Source organism: Pseudomonas fulva, from assembly GCF_023517795.1.
GTDB lineage: Bacteria > Pseudomonadota > Gammaproteobacteria > Pseudomonadales > Pseudomonadaceae > Aquipseudomonas > Aquipseudomonas fulva_D.
This window is the reverse complement of record NZ_CP082928.1, coordinates 5,144,624-5,159,768: the sequence shown is the minus strand read 5'-3', so window position 1 is coordinate 5,159,768 and position 15,145 is coordinate 5,144,624. Positions and strand designations below refer to the sequence as shown.

Genomic DNA, 15,145 nt, shown 5'->3' with positions numbered 1-15,145 from the left:
CATGAACATGATTCAGACCGACCGTTTCGCCCTCAGTGAAACCGAGCGCTCGGCCATCGAGCACGAGATGCACCACTACGAGGACCCGCGCGCGGCGTCCATCGAAGCCCTGAAGATCGTGCAGAAGGAGCGTGGCTGGGTGCCGGACGGCGCCGCCGACGCCATCGGCGCGATTCTCGGCATCCCGGCCAGCGACGTCGAAGGCGTGGCCACTTTCTACAGCCAGATCTTCCGCCAGCCGGTCGGCCGCCACATCATCCGCGTGTGCGACAGCATGACCTGCTTCATCGGTGGCCACGAGAACGTGCTGGGCAGCATCAAGGCCGAGCTGGGCATCGTGCCTGGGCAGACCACCGCCGACGGCCGCTTCACCCTGCTGCCGGTGTGCTGCCTGGGCAACTGCGACAAGGCGCCGGCGATGATGATCGACGACGAAACCTTCGGCGACGTGCAGCCCGAAGGCGTGGCGCAACTGCTGGAGAACTTCCAATGATCAGCCGCAGCTCCAACCTGCTGACCTCCTTCGGCCCGGCCAACCGTATCGCCCGCAGCGAAGAGACCCATCCGCTGACCTGGCGCCTGCGCGACGACGCCCAGCCCGTATGGCTCGACGAGTACCAGCAGAAGAACGGTTATGCCGCCGCCCGCAAGGCCCTGGCCGAGATGGCCCAGGCCGACATCGTGCAGACGGTCAAGGATTCCGGCCTCAAGGGCCGCGGTGGTGCAGGCTTCCCCACCGGCGTGAAGTGGGGCCTGATGCCCAACGACGAGTCGCTGAACATCCGCTACCTGCTGTGCAACGCGGACGAGATGGAGCCCAATACCTGGAAGGACCGCATGCTGATGGAACAGCTGCCGCACCTGCTGGTGGAAGGCATGCTGATCAGCGCCCGGGCCCTGAAGGCCTACCGCGGTTACATCTTCCTGCGTGGCGAATACGTCGACGCCGCCGCCAACCTCAACCGCGCCATCGAGGAAGCCAAGGCCGCCGGCCTGCTCGGCAAGAACATCCTGGGCAGCGGTTTCGATTTCGAGCTGTTCGTGCACACCGGTGCCGGGCGTTACATCTGCGGTGAAGAAACCGCACTGATCAACTCCCTGGAAGGCCGTCGCGCCAACCCGCGTGCCAAGCCACCCTTCCCCGCTGCGGTGGGCGTGTGGGGCAAGCCGACCTGCGTCAACAACGTCGAGACCCTGTGCAACGTGCCGGCCATCGTCGCCAACGGCGTGGACTGGTACAAGTCCCTGGCCCGCGAAGGCAGCGAAGACCACGGCACCAAGCTGATGGGCTTCTCCGGCAAGGTCAAGACGCCGGGTATCTGGGAGCTGCCGTTCGGTATCAGCGCCCGCGAGCTGTTCGAGGACTACGCCGGCGGCATGCGCGACGGCTACACCCTCAAGGCCTGGCAGCCCGGCGGTGCCGGCACCGGCTTCCTGCTGCCCGAGCACCTCGAGGCGTCCATGTACGCCGCCGGCATCGCCAAGGTCGGCACCCGCATGGGCACCGGCCTGGCCCTGGCCATCGACAACACGGTGAACATGGTGTCGCTGCTGCGCAACATGGAGGAGTTCTTCGCCCGCGAATCCTGCGGCTGGTGCACGCCGTGCCGTGACGGCCTGCCGTGGAGCGTGAAGATCCTCCGTGCCCTGGAGCGCAAGCAGGGCACCCGCGAGGACATCGACACCCTGCTCGGCCTGGTCAACTTCCTCGGCCCCGGCAAGACCTTCTGTGCTCACGCACCGGGCGCCGTGGAGCCATTGGGCAGCGCGATCAAGTATTTCCGTGAAGAGTTCGAAGCCGGCGTGGGCGCCATTGCGCCACAGCCGCCGGTAGCGGCACACGCGGTATAGGCCCGCTGGCCGGACGAGTGGGCGCGATGGCGCCGTCCGGCCCAGGTCGTTGAAGAGAATTCCCTTAGCCCGTCCACCTCACGGTGGGCAAACGAAGACTGAAGAAAAATGGCCACTATCCACGTAGACGGCAAAGATCTCGAAGTCGATGGTGCGGACAACCTGCTGCAGGCCTGTCTGTCCCTTGGTCTCGACATCCCCTACTTCTGCTGGCACCCGGCGCTCGGCAGCGTTGGCGCCTGCCGCCAGTGCGCGGTGAAGCAGTACACCGACGAAAACGACAAGCGCGGCCGCCTGGTCATGTCCTGCATGACGCCGGCCACCGACAACAGCTGGATCTCCATCGACGACGAAGAGGCCGTGGCCTTCCGCAAGAGCGTCGTCGAGTGGCTGATGACCAACCACCCCCATGACTGCCCGGTCTGCGAGGAAGGCGGCCATTGCCACCTGCAGGACATGACGGTGATGACCGGCCACAACGCCCGTCGCTATCGGTTCAGCAAGCGCACCCACCAGAACCAGGAACTCGGCCCCTTCATCGCCCATGAGATGAACCGCTGCATCGCCTGCTACCGCTGCGTGCGCTACTACAAGGATTACGCCGGCGGCACCGACCTGGGCGTCTACGGTGCCCACGACAACGTGTACTTCGGCCGGGTGGAAGACGGCACCCTGGAAAGCGAGTTCTCCGGCAACCTGGTCGAGGTCTGCCCGACCGGTGTGTTCACCGACAAGACCCACTCCGAGCGCTACAACCGCAAGTGGGACATGCAGTTCGCCCCGAGCATCTGCCATGGCTGCTCCAGCGGCTGCAACACCAGCCCGGGTGAGCGCTACGGCGAAGTGCGCCGCATCGAGAACCGCTTCAACGGCTCGGTGAACCAGTATTTCCTCTGCGACCGTGGCCGCTTCGGCTATGGCTACGTCAACCGCGAGGACCGTCCGCGTCAGCCGCTGATGATGCTCAGCAAGATGAAGATGGGCCTGGACGCCGCGCTGGACCAGGCTGCCGCCCTGCTCAAGGGTCGCAAGGTGATCGGTATCGGTTCCCCACGTGCCAGCCTGGAGGGCAACTTCGCCCTGCGCGAACTGGTCGGCGAAGGCAACTTCTACTCCGGTATCGCCGCGGCCGAGCAGGCCAACATCCGCCTGATCCGCGACGTGCTGCAGAACGGCCCGCTGCCGGTGCCGACCCTGCGCGACATCGAGAGCCACGACGCGGTGTTCGTGCTCGGTGAAGACCTGACCCAGACCGCCGCCCGCGTCGCCCTGGCCCTGCGCCAGTCGGTCAAGGGCAAGGCCACCGAGATCGCCGCCGGCGCGAAGATCCAGGACTGGCACATGGCCGCCGTGCAGAACGTCGCCCAGCACGCGCTCAACCCGCTGTTCATCGCCAGCGTCACCGCCACCCGCCTCGACGATGTCGCCGAGCAGTGCGTACACGCCGCGCCCGATGACCTGGCGCGCATCGGCTTCGCCGTGGCCCACGCCATCGACCCGAGCGCCCCGGCCGTCGAAGGCCTGGAAGCCGAAGCCGGCGAACTGGTGCAACGCATCGCCGAAGCGCTGCTGAACGCCAAGCGCCCGCTGATCGTTTCCGGCGCCTCGCTGGGCAATCGCGCGCTGATCGAAGCCGCCGCGAACATCGCCAGCGCCCTGAAGAACCGCGAGAAGAACGGCTCCATCAGCCTGGTGGTGCCGGAAGCCAACAGCATGGGCATGGCCCTGCTGATGGGCGAGCAGTTCGCCGGCAACAGCCTGGATGACGCCCTCGAAGCGCTGACCTGCGGTCAGGCAGACGCTCTGGTAGTACTGGAGAACGATCTCTATCACCGCGCCGATGCCGCCCGTGTGGACGCGGCCCTGGCCGCCGCCAAGGTGGTGATCGTCGCCGATCACCAGAGCACCGCCACCACCGCCAAGGCGCACCTGCTGCTGCCGGCCGCCAGCTTCGCCGAAGGCGACGGCACCCTGGTCAGCCAGGAGGGCCGCGCCCAGCGTTTCTTCCAGGTCTACGACCCTTCCTACTACGACGCCAACATCCTGGTGCGCGAAGGCTGGCGGTGGCTGCACGCGCTGCACAGCACGCTGCACAACCGTGTCGTCGACTGGACTCAACTGGATCAGGTCACCGCCGCTTGCGCCGCGAGCAACGCCCAGCTGGCCGGTATCCGCGACGCCGCGCCAGGCGCCTCGTTCCGCATCAAGGGCCTCAAGTTGGCTCGCGAGCCGCACCGCTACAGCGGCCGCACCGCCATGCGCGCCAACATCAGCGTGCACGAGCCCCGTCAGCCCCAGGACAAGGACAGCGCCTTCGCCTTCTCCATGGAGGGCTATTCGGGCAGCCAGGAAGATCGCCAGCAGATTCCGTTCGCCTGGTCCCCAGGCTGGAACTCGCCGCAAGCCTGGAACAAGTTCCAGGACGAAGTCGGCGGCCATCTGCGTGCCGGCGACCCCGGCGTGCGCCTGATCGAAGCCAAGGGCGCGAGCCTGGGCTGGTTCAGCGCACCAACGGCCTTCAACCCGGCCCAGGGCACCTGGCAGGCCGTGCCGCTGCATCATCTGTTCGGCAGCGAGGAAATGTCCTCGCGCGCCGCGCCGATTGCCGAACGCACGCCCGACGCCTACGTAGCGCTGGCCAAGGATGAAGCCGACCGCCTCGGCGTCAATGATGGCGCCCTGCTGCAACTGAGCGTCAACGGCCAGAGCCTGCGCCTGCCGCTGCGGGTCAGCGAAGAACTGGGCATCGGCCTGGTCGGCCTGCCGGTCGGCCTGGGCGGCATTCCGGCGGCCTTCGCTGGCGCGCCCGTCACCGGTATCGGGGAGGCCGCACAATGAGCTGGTTGACTCCCGCGTTGCTCGACATCATCCAGGAAGTGCTCAAGGCCATCGTCATCCTGCTCGCCGTGGTGGTGTGCGGGGCGCTGCTGAGCTTCGTCGAGCGCCGTCTGCTCGGCTGGTGGCAGGATCGCTACGGCCCCAACCGGGTCGGTCCGTTCGGCATGTTCCAGATCGCTGCGGACATGCTGAAGATGTTCTTCAAGGAAGACTGGACGCCGCCGTTCGCCGACAAGATGATCTTCACCCTGGCGCCGATCGTCGGCATGGGCGCCATGCTGGTGGCCTTCGCGATAATCCCCATCACCCCCAACTGGGGTGTGGCGGACCTGAACATCGGTATCCTGTTCTTCTTCGCCATGGCCGGTCTGTCGGTGTATGCCGTGCTGTTCGCCGGCTGGTCGAGCAACAACAAGTTCGCCCTGCTCGGCAGCCTGCGTGCCTCGGCCCAGACCGTTTCCTACGAGGTGTTCCTGGCCCTGGCGCTGATGGGCATCGTCGCCCAGGTCGGCTCGTTCAACATGCGCGATATCGTCGATTACCAGGCCGAGCACCTGTGGTTCATCATTCCGCAGTTCTTCGGTTTCTGTACCTTCTTCATCGCCGGCGTGGCCGTGACCCACCGTCACCCCTTCGACCAGCCGGAAGCGGAGCAGGAGCTGGCCGACGGTTACCACATCGAATACGCCGGCATGAAATGGGGCATGTTTTTCGTCGGTGAATACATCGGCATCGTGACCATTTCCGCGCTGTTGGTAACCCTGTTCTTCGGTGGCTGGCATGGTCCGTTCGGCATCCTGCCGCAGATCCCGTTCTTCTGGTTCGCGATCAAGACCTGCTTCTTCATCATGATCTTCATCCTGCTGCGCGCCTCGATTCCGCGCCCGCGGTATGACCAAGTCATGGCCTTCAGCTGGAAGTTCTGCCTGCCGCTGACCCTGATCAACCTGCTGGTGACCGGCGCCGTCGTGCTGGCCACGGCCCAGTAAGGAGCGAGTGATGTTCAAATATATTTGGGACGTACTGGTCGGTACCGCGACCCAATTGCGCAGCCTGGTCATGGTCTTCGGCCATGGCTTTCGCAAGCGCGACACCCTGCAATACCCCGAAGAGCAGGTCTACCTGCCGCCACGCTACCGCGGCCGCATCGTGCTGACCCGCGACCCCGATGGCGAAGAGCGCTGCGTGGCCTGCAACCTGTGCGCCGTGGCCTGCCCGGTGGGCTGCATCTCGCTGCAGAAGGCGGAAACCGAAGACGGTCGCTGGTACCCGGACTTCTTCCGCATCAACTTCTCGCGCTGCATCTTCTGCGGCCTGTGCGAGGAAGCCTGCCCGACCACCGCGATCCAGCTCACCCCGGATTTCGAAATGGGCGAGTTCAAACGTCAGGATCTGGTGTACGAGAAGGAAGACCTGCTGATCTCCGGCCCCGGCAAGAACCCGGACTACAACTTCTACCGCGTGGCCGGCATGGCCATCGCCGGCAAGCCGAAAGGCGCCGCGCAGGACGAAGCCGAGCCGATCAACGTCAAGGGGTTGTTGCCATAATGGAATTCGCCTTCTATTTCTCCGCCGGGGTCGCGGTTGCCTCGACCCTGGGCGTGATCACCGGCAAGAACCCGGTGCACGCCCTGCTCTACCTGATCATCTCGCTGCTGGCCGTGTCCATGGTGTTCTTCAGCCTCGGCGCGCCGTTCGCCGGCGCCCTGGAAATCATCGTCTACGCCGGCGCCATCATGGTGCTGTTCGTGTTCGTGGTGATGATGCTCAACCTGGGCCCGGCCTCGGTACAGCAGGAACGCACCTGGCTGACGCCGGGCATCTGGATCGGCCCGGCGCTGCTTTCCGCCGTGTTGCTGGGGCAGCTGCTGTACGTGCTGTTCGCGGTACCGAGCGGCGCCACCATCGGCCATACCACGGTCGATGCCAAGGCCGTCGGTGTGCACCTGTTCGGCCCGTACCTGCTGGCCGTCGAGCTGGCCTCCATGCTGCTGCTGGCGGCACTGGTGGCCGCCTATCACCTGGGCCGTAACGACATCAAGGATGCTACGCCATGAATGGTATTCCAATGGAGCACGGCCTGGCGCTGGCCGGCGTGCTGTTCAGCCTCGGCCTGGTCGGCCTAATGGTGCGCCGCAACATCCTGTTCGTGCTGATGAGCCTGGAAGTGATGATGAACGCCGCCGCGCTGGCCTTCGTCGTGGCCGGCGCGCGCTGGGCCCAGGCTGACGGGCAGATCATGTTCATTCTGGTGATCGCCCTGGCCGCCGCCGAAGCGAGCATCGGCCTGGCGATCCTGCTGCAGCTGTATCGCCGCTTCCACACCCTCGATATCGACGCAGCCAGCGAGATGCGCGGATGAACCTCCTATTCCTGACCCTCCTGTTCCCACTGATCGGCTGGTTCATCCTGGCCTTCTCCCGGGGCCGCCTGAGCGAAGGCGCTGCCGCCGTCGTCGGTGTCGGCTCGGTCGGCCTGTCGGCCCTGACCACCGCCTGGATCATGTGGCAGTTCAACGTCGCGCCACCGCAAGGCGGCGTGTACACCCAGACCCTGTGGCAGTGGATGAGCGTCGACGGCCTGGCGCCGAGCTTCACCCTGTACCTGGATGGCCTGTCGCTGACCATGCTCGGTGTGGTCACCGGCGTGGGCTTCCTGATCCACATGTTCGCCAGCTGGTACATGCGCGGTGAAGAGGGTTACTCGCGCTTCCTCTCCTACACCAATCTGTTCATCTTCAGCATGCTGCTGCTGGTACTGGGCGACAACCTGATGACCCTGTTCTTCGGGTGGGAAGGCGTGGGCCTATGCTCGTACCTGCTGATCGGCTTCTACTACAAGCACGTGCCCAACGGTAACGCGGCACTGAAGGCCTTCATCGTCACCCGCATCGGCGACGTATTCCTGATGATCGGCCTGTTCCTGCTGTTCCTCAACCTCGGCACCCTGAATATCCAGGAACTGATGGTGCTGGCCCCGCAGAAATACGCGGCCGGTGATACCTGGCTGTGGCTGGCGACCCTGATGCTGCTCGGCGGTGCGGTCGGCAAGTCCGCCCAGCTGCCGCTGCAGACCTGGCTGGCCGACGCCATGGCCGGCCCGACCCCGGTTTCGGCGCTGATCCACGCCGCCACCATGGTCACCGCGGGCGTCTACCTGATCGCCCGTACCAACGGCCTGTTCCTGCTGACCCCGGAGATTCTCGAACTGGTCGGCATCGTCGGTGGCGTGACCCTGGTGCTGGCGGGCTTCGCTGCCCTGGTGCAGACCGACATCAAGCGTATCCTCGCCTACTCGACCATGAGCCAGATCGGCTACATGTTCCTGGCCCTGGGCGTCGGTGCCTGGGACGCGGCGATCTTCCACCTGATGACCCACGCCTTCTTCAAGGCCCTGCTGTTCCTCGCCTCCGGCTCGGTGATCCACGCCTGCCACCACGAGCAGAACATCTTCAAGATGGGCGGCCTGTGGAAGAAGCTGCCATTGGCCTACGCCAGCTTCATCGTCGGTGGCTCGGCCCTGGCGGCGCTGCCACTGATCACCGTGGGTTTCTACTCCAAGGACGAGATCCTCTGGGAGGCCTTCGCCAGCGGTCATTCCGGCCTGCTCTATGCCGGCCTGCTGGGCGCCTTCATGACCTCGATCTACACCTTCCGGCTGATCTTCATCGCCTTCCACGGCGAAGCCAAGACCGAGGCCCATGCCGGTCACGGCATCGCCCACAACCTGCCGCTGATGGTGCTGATCGTGCTGTCGACCTTCATCGGCGCCTGGATCACCCCGCCGCTGGCTGGCGTGCTGCCAGAGAGCGCCGGGCACGCCGGTGGCGATGCCAAGCACAGCCTGGAAATCGTCTCGGGCTGCATCGCCCTGGCGGGCATCCTGCTGGCGGCCCTGCTGTTCCTCGGCAAGCGCAGTTTCGTAAATACCGTCGCGGGCAGCGCGCCGGGACGTTTCCTGTCGGCCTGGTGGTTCGCCGCCTGGGGCTTCGACTGGCTTTACGACAAGATTTTCGTGCAGCCGTACCTGTTCCTGTGCCGCGTGCTCGCCCGTGATCCGATCGACGGTGCCATCGGCATCGTCCCGCGCCTGGCGCGTGGTGGTCATGGCGTATTGAGCCGCAGCGAAACCGGGCATCTGCGCTGGTACGCCATCTCCATCGCCGGGGGCGCCGTGCTGGTGCTCGCTGCCGTGCTGCTGGCCTGACCGATGATCCCGAATACTTTTTCTAAGGAAACTCGCCCGTCATGATTCTGCCTTGGCTAATCCTGATCCCCTTTATCGGCGGCCTGTTGTGCTGGCAGGCGGAGCGCTTCGGCGGAACCCTGCCGCGCTGGATCGCGCTGCTGACCATGTCCCTGCTGTTCGGCCTCGGCCTGTGGCTGTGGGGCACCGGCGACTTCAGCCTGGCGCCTGCGCCGGGCGCCGAGCCACGCTGGGCCCACGAATTCCAGGTGCGCTGGATCGAGCGCTTCGGCATCAGCATCCATCTGGCGATGGATGGCCTGTCGGTACTGATGGTCACCCTCACCGGCCTGCTCGGTGTGCTGTCGGTGCTCTGCTCGTGGAAAGAGATCCAGAACCGTGTCGGCTTCTTCCACCTCAACCTGATGTGGATCCTCGGCGGCGTGGTCGGCGTGTTCCTGGCCATCGACCTGTTCCTGTTCTTCTTCTTCTGGGAAATGATGCTGGTGCCGATGTATTTCCTCATCGCGCTCTGGGGTCATAGCGGCAGCCCTGGCAAGAGCCGCATCAACGCGGCTACCAAGTTCTTCATCTTCACCCAGGCCAGCGGCCTGGTGATGCTGGTGGCGATCCTTGGCCTGGTGTTCGTGCACTTCAACCAGACCGGCGTGTTCACCTTCAACTATGCCGACCTGCTCAAGACCGAGCTGTCCGAAGGCACCGAATACCTGCTGATGCTGGGCTTCTTCATCGCCTTCGCGGTCAAGTTCCCGGTGGTGCCCCTGCACTCCTGGCTGCCCGACGCCCACGCCCAGGCGCCCACCGCAGGCTCGGTGGATCTGGCCGGTATCCTGCTGAAAACCGCGGCCTACGGCCTGCTGCGTTTCGCGCTGCCGCTGTTCCCCAATGCCTCGGCGGAATTCGCGCCGATCGCCATGTACCTCGGCGTGTTCGCGATCATCTACGGCGCATTGCTGTCCTTCGCCCAGACCGACATCAAGCGCCTGGTGGCCTACTCCAGCGTGTCGCACATGGGCTTCGTGCTGATCGCCATCTACTCGGGCAGCCAGATCGCCCTGCAGGGCGCGGTGGTGCAGATGATGGCCCATGGCCTGTCGGCCGCGGCGCTGTTCATCCTCTGCGGCCAGCTGTACGAACGCCTGCACACCCGCGACATGCGCGAAATGGGCGGCATCTGGGCGCGCATGTCCTGGCTGCCGGCGCTCAGCCTGTTCTTCGCCGCCGCCGCACTGGGCCTGCCGGGCACCGGCAACTTCGTCGGCGAGTTTCTGATCCTGATCGGCAGCTTCCCGGCCGCGCCGTGGGTCACGGTGATCGCTGCCACCGGCCTGGTACTCGGCTCCGTCTACTCGCTGATCATGATCCACCGCGCCCACTTCGGCCCGGTGAAGAACGACAGCCCGCTGCCGGGCCTGCAATTTCGTGAACTGAGCATGGTGCTGTGCCTGGCGGTGCTGCTGATCCTGCTCGGTGTTTACCCGCAGCCGGTGCTCGACACCTCTGCCGCCAGTATGCAAGGCGTGCAGCAGTGGTTCAGTGGCGCCCTCGATCAACTCGCTTCGGGCCGGTAAGGGTTCAAAATCTATGGAACATCATGCTGTGCAATTCACCACCCAACACCTGATCGCCCTGCTGCCGCTGCTGGTCACCTGCGCCACGGTAGTGGTGGTCATGCTGGCCATCGCCTGGAAGCGCAGCCACGCGATGACCTTCGTGCTCTCGGTGATCGGCCTCAACGCTGCCCTGCTGTCGCTGCTGCCGACCCTCGGCGTCACCCCGCTGCAGGTCACCCCGCTGATGCAGATCGACACCTTCGCCTGCTACTACATGGCGCTGGTGCTGATCGCCACCCTGGCCTGCGTGACCCTGACCCACGCCTACCTGGGCGAGGCGACGGTCAGTGACGGGCAGACCAAGGGCTACCCGCGCAACCGCGAAGAGATGTACCTGCTGCTGCTGCTCTCCGCGGCCGGCGGCCTGGTGCTGGTCAGCACCGAACACCTGGCCGGCCTGTTCATCGGCCTGGAGCTGCTCTCGGTACCCACCTACGGGATGATCGCCTACGCCTACTTCAACAAGCGTTCGCTGGAAGCCGGTATCAAGTATATGGTGCTGTCGGCCGCCGGCAGCGCCTTCCTGCTGTTCGGCATGGCACTGCTGTATGCCGACGCCGGCAGCCTGAGCTTCGCCCAGATCGGTGCCAGCCTGGCCGGTGCCAGCGGCAGCCAGCTGGTGCAGATCGGTATCGGCATGATGCTCATCGGCCTGGCGTTCAAGCTGTCCATGGTGCCGTTCCACCTGTGGACGCCGGACGTCTACGAAGGCGCTCCGGCGCCAGTGGCAGCGTTCCTGGCCACCGCCAGCAAGGTCGCGGTATTCGCCGTGCTGCTGCGCCTGTATCAGCTCTCCCCGGCCACCGCTGGCGGCTGGCTGAACGACCTGCTGACGGTCATCGCCATCGCCTCGATCCTGTTCGGCAACCTGCTGGCCCTGGTGCAGAACAACCTCAAGCGTCTGCTCGGCTATTCGTCCATCGCCCACTTCGGATACCTGCTGGTGGCGCTGATCGCCAGCAAGGGTCTGGCCGTGGAAGCCATCGGCGTGTACATGGCCACCTACGTGCTGACCAGCCTGGGCGCGTTTGGCGTGATCACCCTGATGTCCACGCCCTACAACGGCCGTGACGCCGATGCGCTGTACGAGTACCGCGGCCTGTTCTGGCGCCGTCCGTACCTGACCGCGGTGCTGACCGTGATGATGCTGTCGCTGGCCGGTATTCCGCTCACTGCAGGCTTCATCGGCAAGTTCTACGTGATCGCTGCCGGTGTGCAGGCGCAGCTGTGGTGGCTGATCGGTGCGCTGATCCTGGGTAGCGCCATCGCGGTGTTCTACTACCTGCGCGTGATGGTCACCCTGTTCCTCAACGAGCCGAACCTGCAGCGTCACGATGCACCGTTCAACTGGGGCCAACGTGCCGGCGGCATCATGTTGATGCTGGTGGCGGCCCTGGCCTTCGTGCTCGGCGTGTACCCGCAGCCGCTGCTGGATCTGGTCCAGCAGGCCGGTCTGGCCACTACCGCGCTCTGATCCGAGTCGCGTCATGAAAAAACGGCTGCCTCAGGGCAGCCGTTTTTGTTTGTGCCTCACGCTTTGCCTATGCCAGATCGAGCGGCTGTCATACCTGGACTTGGGCTACGGCGTCCGCTTTTCGTAGCCTGTTGCTGAGCAAAGCGATTCGCAGGATGGGTCAAGAAAAGTCGCAGGGCTCAGACTCCGGGTTTCGCTTCGCTCTACCCAGGCTACGCGGGTTTACGGCTGTGCGTGATAACGAAAAACGGCTGCACAGGGCAGCCGTTTGGGGCGAAGCGAGTGATTACTCGGGCAGCCTGACGGTCTTCTTGCCGGCTGCGAACAGGTTCCAGCTGGCGACGAACAGTGCGGCGATCAGCGGGCCCAGCACGAAGCCGTTGAGACCGAACAAGGCCATGCCGCCGAGGGTGGAAATCAGGATCAGGTAATCGGGCATGCGGGTGTCCTTGCCGACCAGGATCGGGCGCAGGATGTTATCCACCAGGCCGATCACCAATACCCCGAACAGAGTCAACACCACACCCTGCCAGATATCGCCACTGAGCAGCAGGTAGACCGCTACGGGCGCCCAGACGATGCCGGCACCCGCCGCTGGCAACAGCGACAGAAAAGCCATCAGCACGCCCCACAGCAGCGGGCTGGGGATGCCCAGCACCCAGAAGATCAAGCCACCGAGAGCACCCTGCACCGCTGCCACCACGATGTTGCCTTTCACCGTGGCGCGCACCACGCGGGTGAACTTGATCTGCAGGCGGCGCTTGGTGTTGTCGCCCAGCGGCACCGCCATGCGGATGTCACGCACCAGCTCCTGGCCATCGCGCAGCAGGAAGAACAGCAGGTACAGCATGATGAAGAAGCTGACCACGAACTCGAAGGTGCCCTGGCCGATGGCGAACACCTTGGTCGCCAGGTACTGGCTACCGGCAGCGGCGCCGCTGGTGATGCGTTCCTGCAGATCGTCCATGTTGCCCACGCCGATACGGTCGATCTGCTGCTGCAGGAACGGCGGCAGCATTTGCTTGGTGCTGGTCACGTAGGCCCCGACGTCCAGCTCACCGGAGTCGATGCGCTGGTAGATGCTGGTGCCCTCGGCGACTATCGCCGAGGTGATGAAGATCACCGGCAGAATCGCCACCAGCAGGCAAACGACCAATGTCATCAGCGCCGACAGGTTGCCGCGTCCGCCCAGGCGCCGCGCCATGCGCCGTTGCAGGGGCGCGAACACCACGGCCAGCGCCACTGCCCAGAACACCGCCCCGTAGAACGGCAGCAGGATCCAGATAAAGGCGATCGTCACCAGGACGAGCAGGAGGATGAAGGTTTTCTTTTCGAGGGACGTTGTCTGCATGGCCGGATCACAGGAGGGGATATGCCCGTTAGTCTCCCCTGCCGCCGACAAAGTGCACTCTTATTCAGGCCAGCGTCCCTGCTCGCCTCGACAGCTCAGATGCGGAACTGGCGCACCAGGCTTTCCAGTCCCTGACCGAGCTGCGCCAGGCTGCGTGCGGTCTGGGCACCCTGGCGGGTTTCCTCGGCGACGCTGTCCACCGCGCCGGCAATCTGGTGCACGCTGCGGTTGATCTCTTCGGCCACCGCGGTCTGCTCCTCGGCCGCGCTGGCGATCTGTGCGTTCATGGCGTTGATGGTGCCGATCAACCCGGCGATGGCATCCAGCGAGGCGCCAGCCTTGTTGGCCTGCTCGCTGGTGATCTCGCCGGCGTCACTCGACTGGCGCATGGCATTGACCGCCTCGCGGGTGCCGCTCTGCAACCGGTCGATCATGCCCTGGATTTCCTGGGTGCTCTGCTGGGTACGGCTGGCAAGGGCGCGCACCTCATCGGCGACCACCGCGAAGCCGCGTCCCGCCTCGCCCGCACGCGCCGCCTCGATGGCCGCGTTGAGCGCCAGCAGGTTGGTCTGTTCGGCGATCGAGCGGATCACGTCGAGCACGCTGACGATGGAGTGCACGTCCTGCTGCAGGCTATCGAGGGAGGTGCCGCTGCCGCGAATGTCGCCGACCAGCGAATGGATGCGGGCGAGGCTGCCATCCACCACCTGCTTGGCCGCCTGCCCTTCACGGTCGGTCTGCTGGGCCGCCTCGGCAGCGCCCTGGGCGCTCTTGGCCACTTCATGGGCCGCGGCGGACATCTCGTTGATGGCGGTCGCCACCTGATCGGTTTCGTGGCGCTGCCGCTCCATCGCCTGCTCGGAGCGTTGCGCCTGGGCGGCGACCTGGCCAACCAGCTCGGTCAACTGGCCGGTCATCTCGGTAATCTGCCGCACCAGCCCGTGCACCTTGTCGACGAAACGATTGAACGAGCCGGCCAGCTCGCCCAACTCGTCGCGGCTGGTGACCGGCAGGCGCTTGGTCAGGTCGCCGTCGCCGGCGGCGATGTCATCGAGGCTGGCCTTGATCTGCTGCAGCGGGCGCAGAAAGGTGTTGGCGAGGATGCCGCCAACCACGCCGAAGATCACCAGCAGCACGGCGGCGATCACCAGAATGCTGGTGATGATGGTGCTCACCCGCTGGTCGATGCCGGCGCGCACTTCGACGATCTGCGCCTCGACGCCGTCCAGGTTGACCGCGGTGCCAAGGGCCATGTCCCACTTGGGCAGGTAGTAGCTGTAGGCGAGCTTGGGCACCTGGATCGATTCGTTGCCGGGTAACGGCGAGGAATAGTTGACGTAGTAGCTGTTGTCCTTGGCGACGCGCACCAGCTCGCGGTTCACGAACACGCCGTTGACGTCCTGCCGGTCATTGAGGCTCTTGCCGACATCCACGGGGCTGTCGCTGCGAAACAGCCGTACCACGTTGGAGTCGTGGCCGAAGAAATAGCCGTCCTTGCCGTACTTGATCTTCGACAGGATGGCGATGGCCTGCTTGCGGCTCTCCAGGTCGCCATTGGGCGCGGCGTCATACAGGCTCTGCACGGCGCCCATGGCGATGGCGCCGTAGTTCTGCAGCTCGTTGCGTTTCTCGGCGAGCAGGCGCTCACGGGTTTCAGCGACCTCCTGCTCCGCCAGGCCATAGAGCACCTTGGCGGCGGCGCCGCTGAGCACCACGGCGAACAGCAGAACGGGAACCAGGGCCAACAGCACAACTTTGGACTTCAAGGTCAGGCGCATTTTTATTTTCCTTTGACCAGACAAAGCCAAGGAT

12 protein-coding genes are annotated in these 15,145 nt (G+C 65.1%); 10 read left to right on the top strand and 2 right to left on the bottom strand.

What is annotated here, in order from left to right:
* Position 1 precedes the first annotated feature (1 nt).
* The 10 genes from nuoE (at position 2) to nuoN (ending at position 11,982) form a co-directional block, all read left to right on the top strand.
* Positions 2-493, top strand: coding sequence for an NADH-quinone oxidoreductase subunit NuoE (nuoE, locus tag K8U54_RS23835; protein ID WP_070887421.1), 492 nt, complete (start codon positions 2-4; stop codon positions 491-493).
* The gene (nuoF, locus tag K8U54_RS23830; RefSeq protein WP_249908114.1) at positions 490-1,851 is read left to right on the top strand and encodes an NADH-quinone oxidoreductase subunit NuoF; all 1,362 of its coding nucleotides are present in this window, start codon (positions 490-492) and stop codon (positions 1,849-1,851) included. The genes nuoE and nuoF overlap by 4 nt, the downstream gene beginning before the upstream one ends.
* Positions 1,852-1,959: 108 nt before the next feature.
* Entirely contained in the window at positions 1,960-4,689 is a 2,730-nt protein-coding gene (nuoG, locus tag K8U54_RS23825; protein WP_249908113.1) for an NADH-quinone oxidoreductase subunit NuoG, read from the top strand.
* Positions 4,686-5,678: an NADH-quinone oxidoreductase subunit NuoH gene (gene nuoH / locus K8U54_RS23820; protein WP_249908112.1), complete on the top strand. Its 993-nt coding sequence runs from the start codon at positions 4,686-4,688 to the stop codon at positions 5,676-5,678. The genes nuoG and nuoH overlap by 4 nt, the downstream gene beginning before the upstream one ends.
* Positions 5,679-5,688: 10 nt before the next feature.
* On the top strand, positions 5,689-6,237 hold the full coding sequence (gene nuoI / locus K8U54_RS23815; RefSeq protein WP_027905361.1) for an NADH-quinone oxidoreductase subunit NuoI: 549 nt from the start codon (positions 5,689-5,691) through the stop codon (positions 6,235-6,237).
* Entirely contained in the window at positions 6,237-6,746 is a 510-nt protein-coding gene (nuoJ, locus tag K8U54_RS23810) for an NADH-quinone oxidoreductase subunit J (protein WP_249908111.1), read from the top strand. Before nuoI ends, nuoJ begins: the two co-directional genes overlap by 1 nt.
* Entirely contained in the window at positions 6,743-7,051 is a 309-nt protein-coding gene (nuoK, locus tag K8U54_RS23805) for an NADH-quinone oxidoreductase subunit NuoK (RefSeq protein ID WP_013791402.1), read from the top strand. The genes nuoJ and nuoK overlap by 4 nt, the downstream gene beginning before the upstream one ends.
* Positions 7,048-8,895 (top strand): NADH-quinone oxidoreductase subunit L, encoded by a 1,848-nt coding sequence (gene nuoL / locus K8U54_RS23800; protein WP_249908110.1) that lies wholly within the window; start codon positions 7,048-7,050, stop codon positions 8,893-8,895. Before nuoK ends, nuoL begins: the two co-directional genes overlap by 4 nt.
* 41 nt (positions 8,896-8,936) lie before the next feature.
* Entirely contained in the window at positions 8,937-10,466 is a 1,530-nt protein-coding gene (gene nuoM, locus K8U54_RS23795) for an NADH-quinone oxidoreductase subunit M (protein WP_249908109.1), read from the top strand.
* A 28-nt stretch (positions 10,467-10,494) separates the two neighbouring features.
* The gene (nuoN, locus tag K8U54_RS23790) at positions 10,495-11,982 is read left to right on the top strand and encodes an NADH-quinone oxidoreductase subunit NuoN (protein WP_249908108.1); all 1,488 of its coding nucleotides are present in this window, start codon (positions 10,495-10,497) and stop codon (positions 11,980-11,982) included.
* A gap of 286 nt (positions 11,983-12,268) precedes the next feature.
* On the opposite strand, the gene K8U54_RS23785 is transcribed toward nuoN, so the two are convergent.
* The gene (locus K8U54_RS23785; RefSeq protein ID WP_249908107.1) at positions 12,269-13,333 is read right to left on the bottom strand and encodes an AI-2E family transporter; all 1,065 of its coding nucleotides are present in this window, start codon (positions 13,331-13,333) and stop codon (positions 12,269-12,271) included.
* A 95-nt stretch (positions 13,334-13,428) separates the two neighbouring features.
* Entirely contained in the window at positions 13,429-15,111 is a 1,683-nt protein-coding gene (locus K8U54_RS23780) for a methyl-accepting chemotaxis protein (protein ID WP_249908106.1), read from the bottom strand.
* Positions 15,112-15,145: the final 34 nt, after the last annotated feature.

Excerpts from the sequence above, each read along its gene's own strand:
- nuoE (WP_070887421.1), top strand. The coding sequence starts at position 2 with ATGAACATGATTCAGACCGACCGTTTCGCCCTCAGTGAAACCGAGCGC.
- nuoF (WP_249908114.1), top strand. The coding sequence starts at position 490 with ATGATCAGCCGCAGCTCCAACCTGCTGACCTCCTTCGGCCCGGCCAAC.
- nuoG (WP_249908113.1), top strand. The coding sequence starts at position 1,960 with ATGGCCACTATCCACGTAGACGGCAAAGATCTCGAAGTCGATGGTGCG.
- nuoH (WP_249908112.1), top strand. The coding sequence starts at position 4,686 with ATGAGCTGGTTGACTCCCGCGTTGCTCGACATCATCCAGGAAGTGCTC.
- nuoI (WP_027905361.1), top strand. The coding sequence starts at position 5,689 with ATGTTCAAATATATTTGGGACGTACTGGTCGGTACCGCGACCCAATTG.
- nuoJ (WP_249908111.1), top strand. The coding sequence starts at position 6,237 with ATGGAATTCGCCTTCTATTTCTCCGCCGGGGTCGCGGTTGCCTCGACC.
- nuoK (WP_013791402.1), top strand. The coding sequence starts at position 6,743 with ATGAATGGTATTCCAATGGAGCACGGCCTGGCGCTGGCCGGCGTGCTG.
- nuoL (WP_249908110.1), top strand. The coding sequence starts at position 7,048 with ATGAACCTCCTATTCCTGACCCTCCTGTTCCCACTGATCGGCTGGTTC.
- nuoM (WP_249908109.1), top strand. The coding sequence starts at position 8,937 with ATGATTCTGCCTTGGCTAATCCTGATCCCCTTTATCGGCGGCCTGTTG.
- K8U54_RS23785 (WP_249908107.1), bottom strand. The coding sequence starts at position 13,333 with ATGCAGACAACGTCCCTCGAAAAGAAAACCTTCATCCTCCTGCTCGTC.
- K8U54_RS23780 (WP_249908106.1), bottom strand. The coding sequence starts at position 15,111 with ATGCGCCTGACCTTGAAGTCCAAAGTTGTGCTGTTGGCCCTGGTTCCC.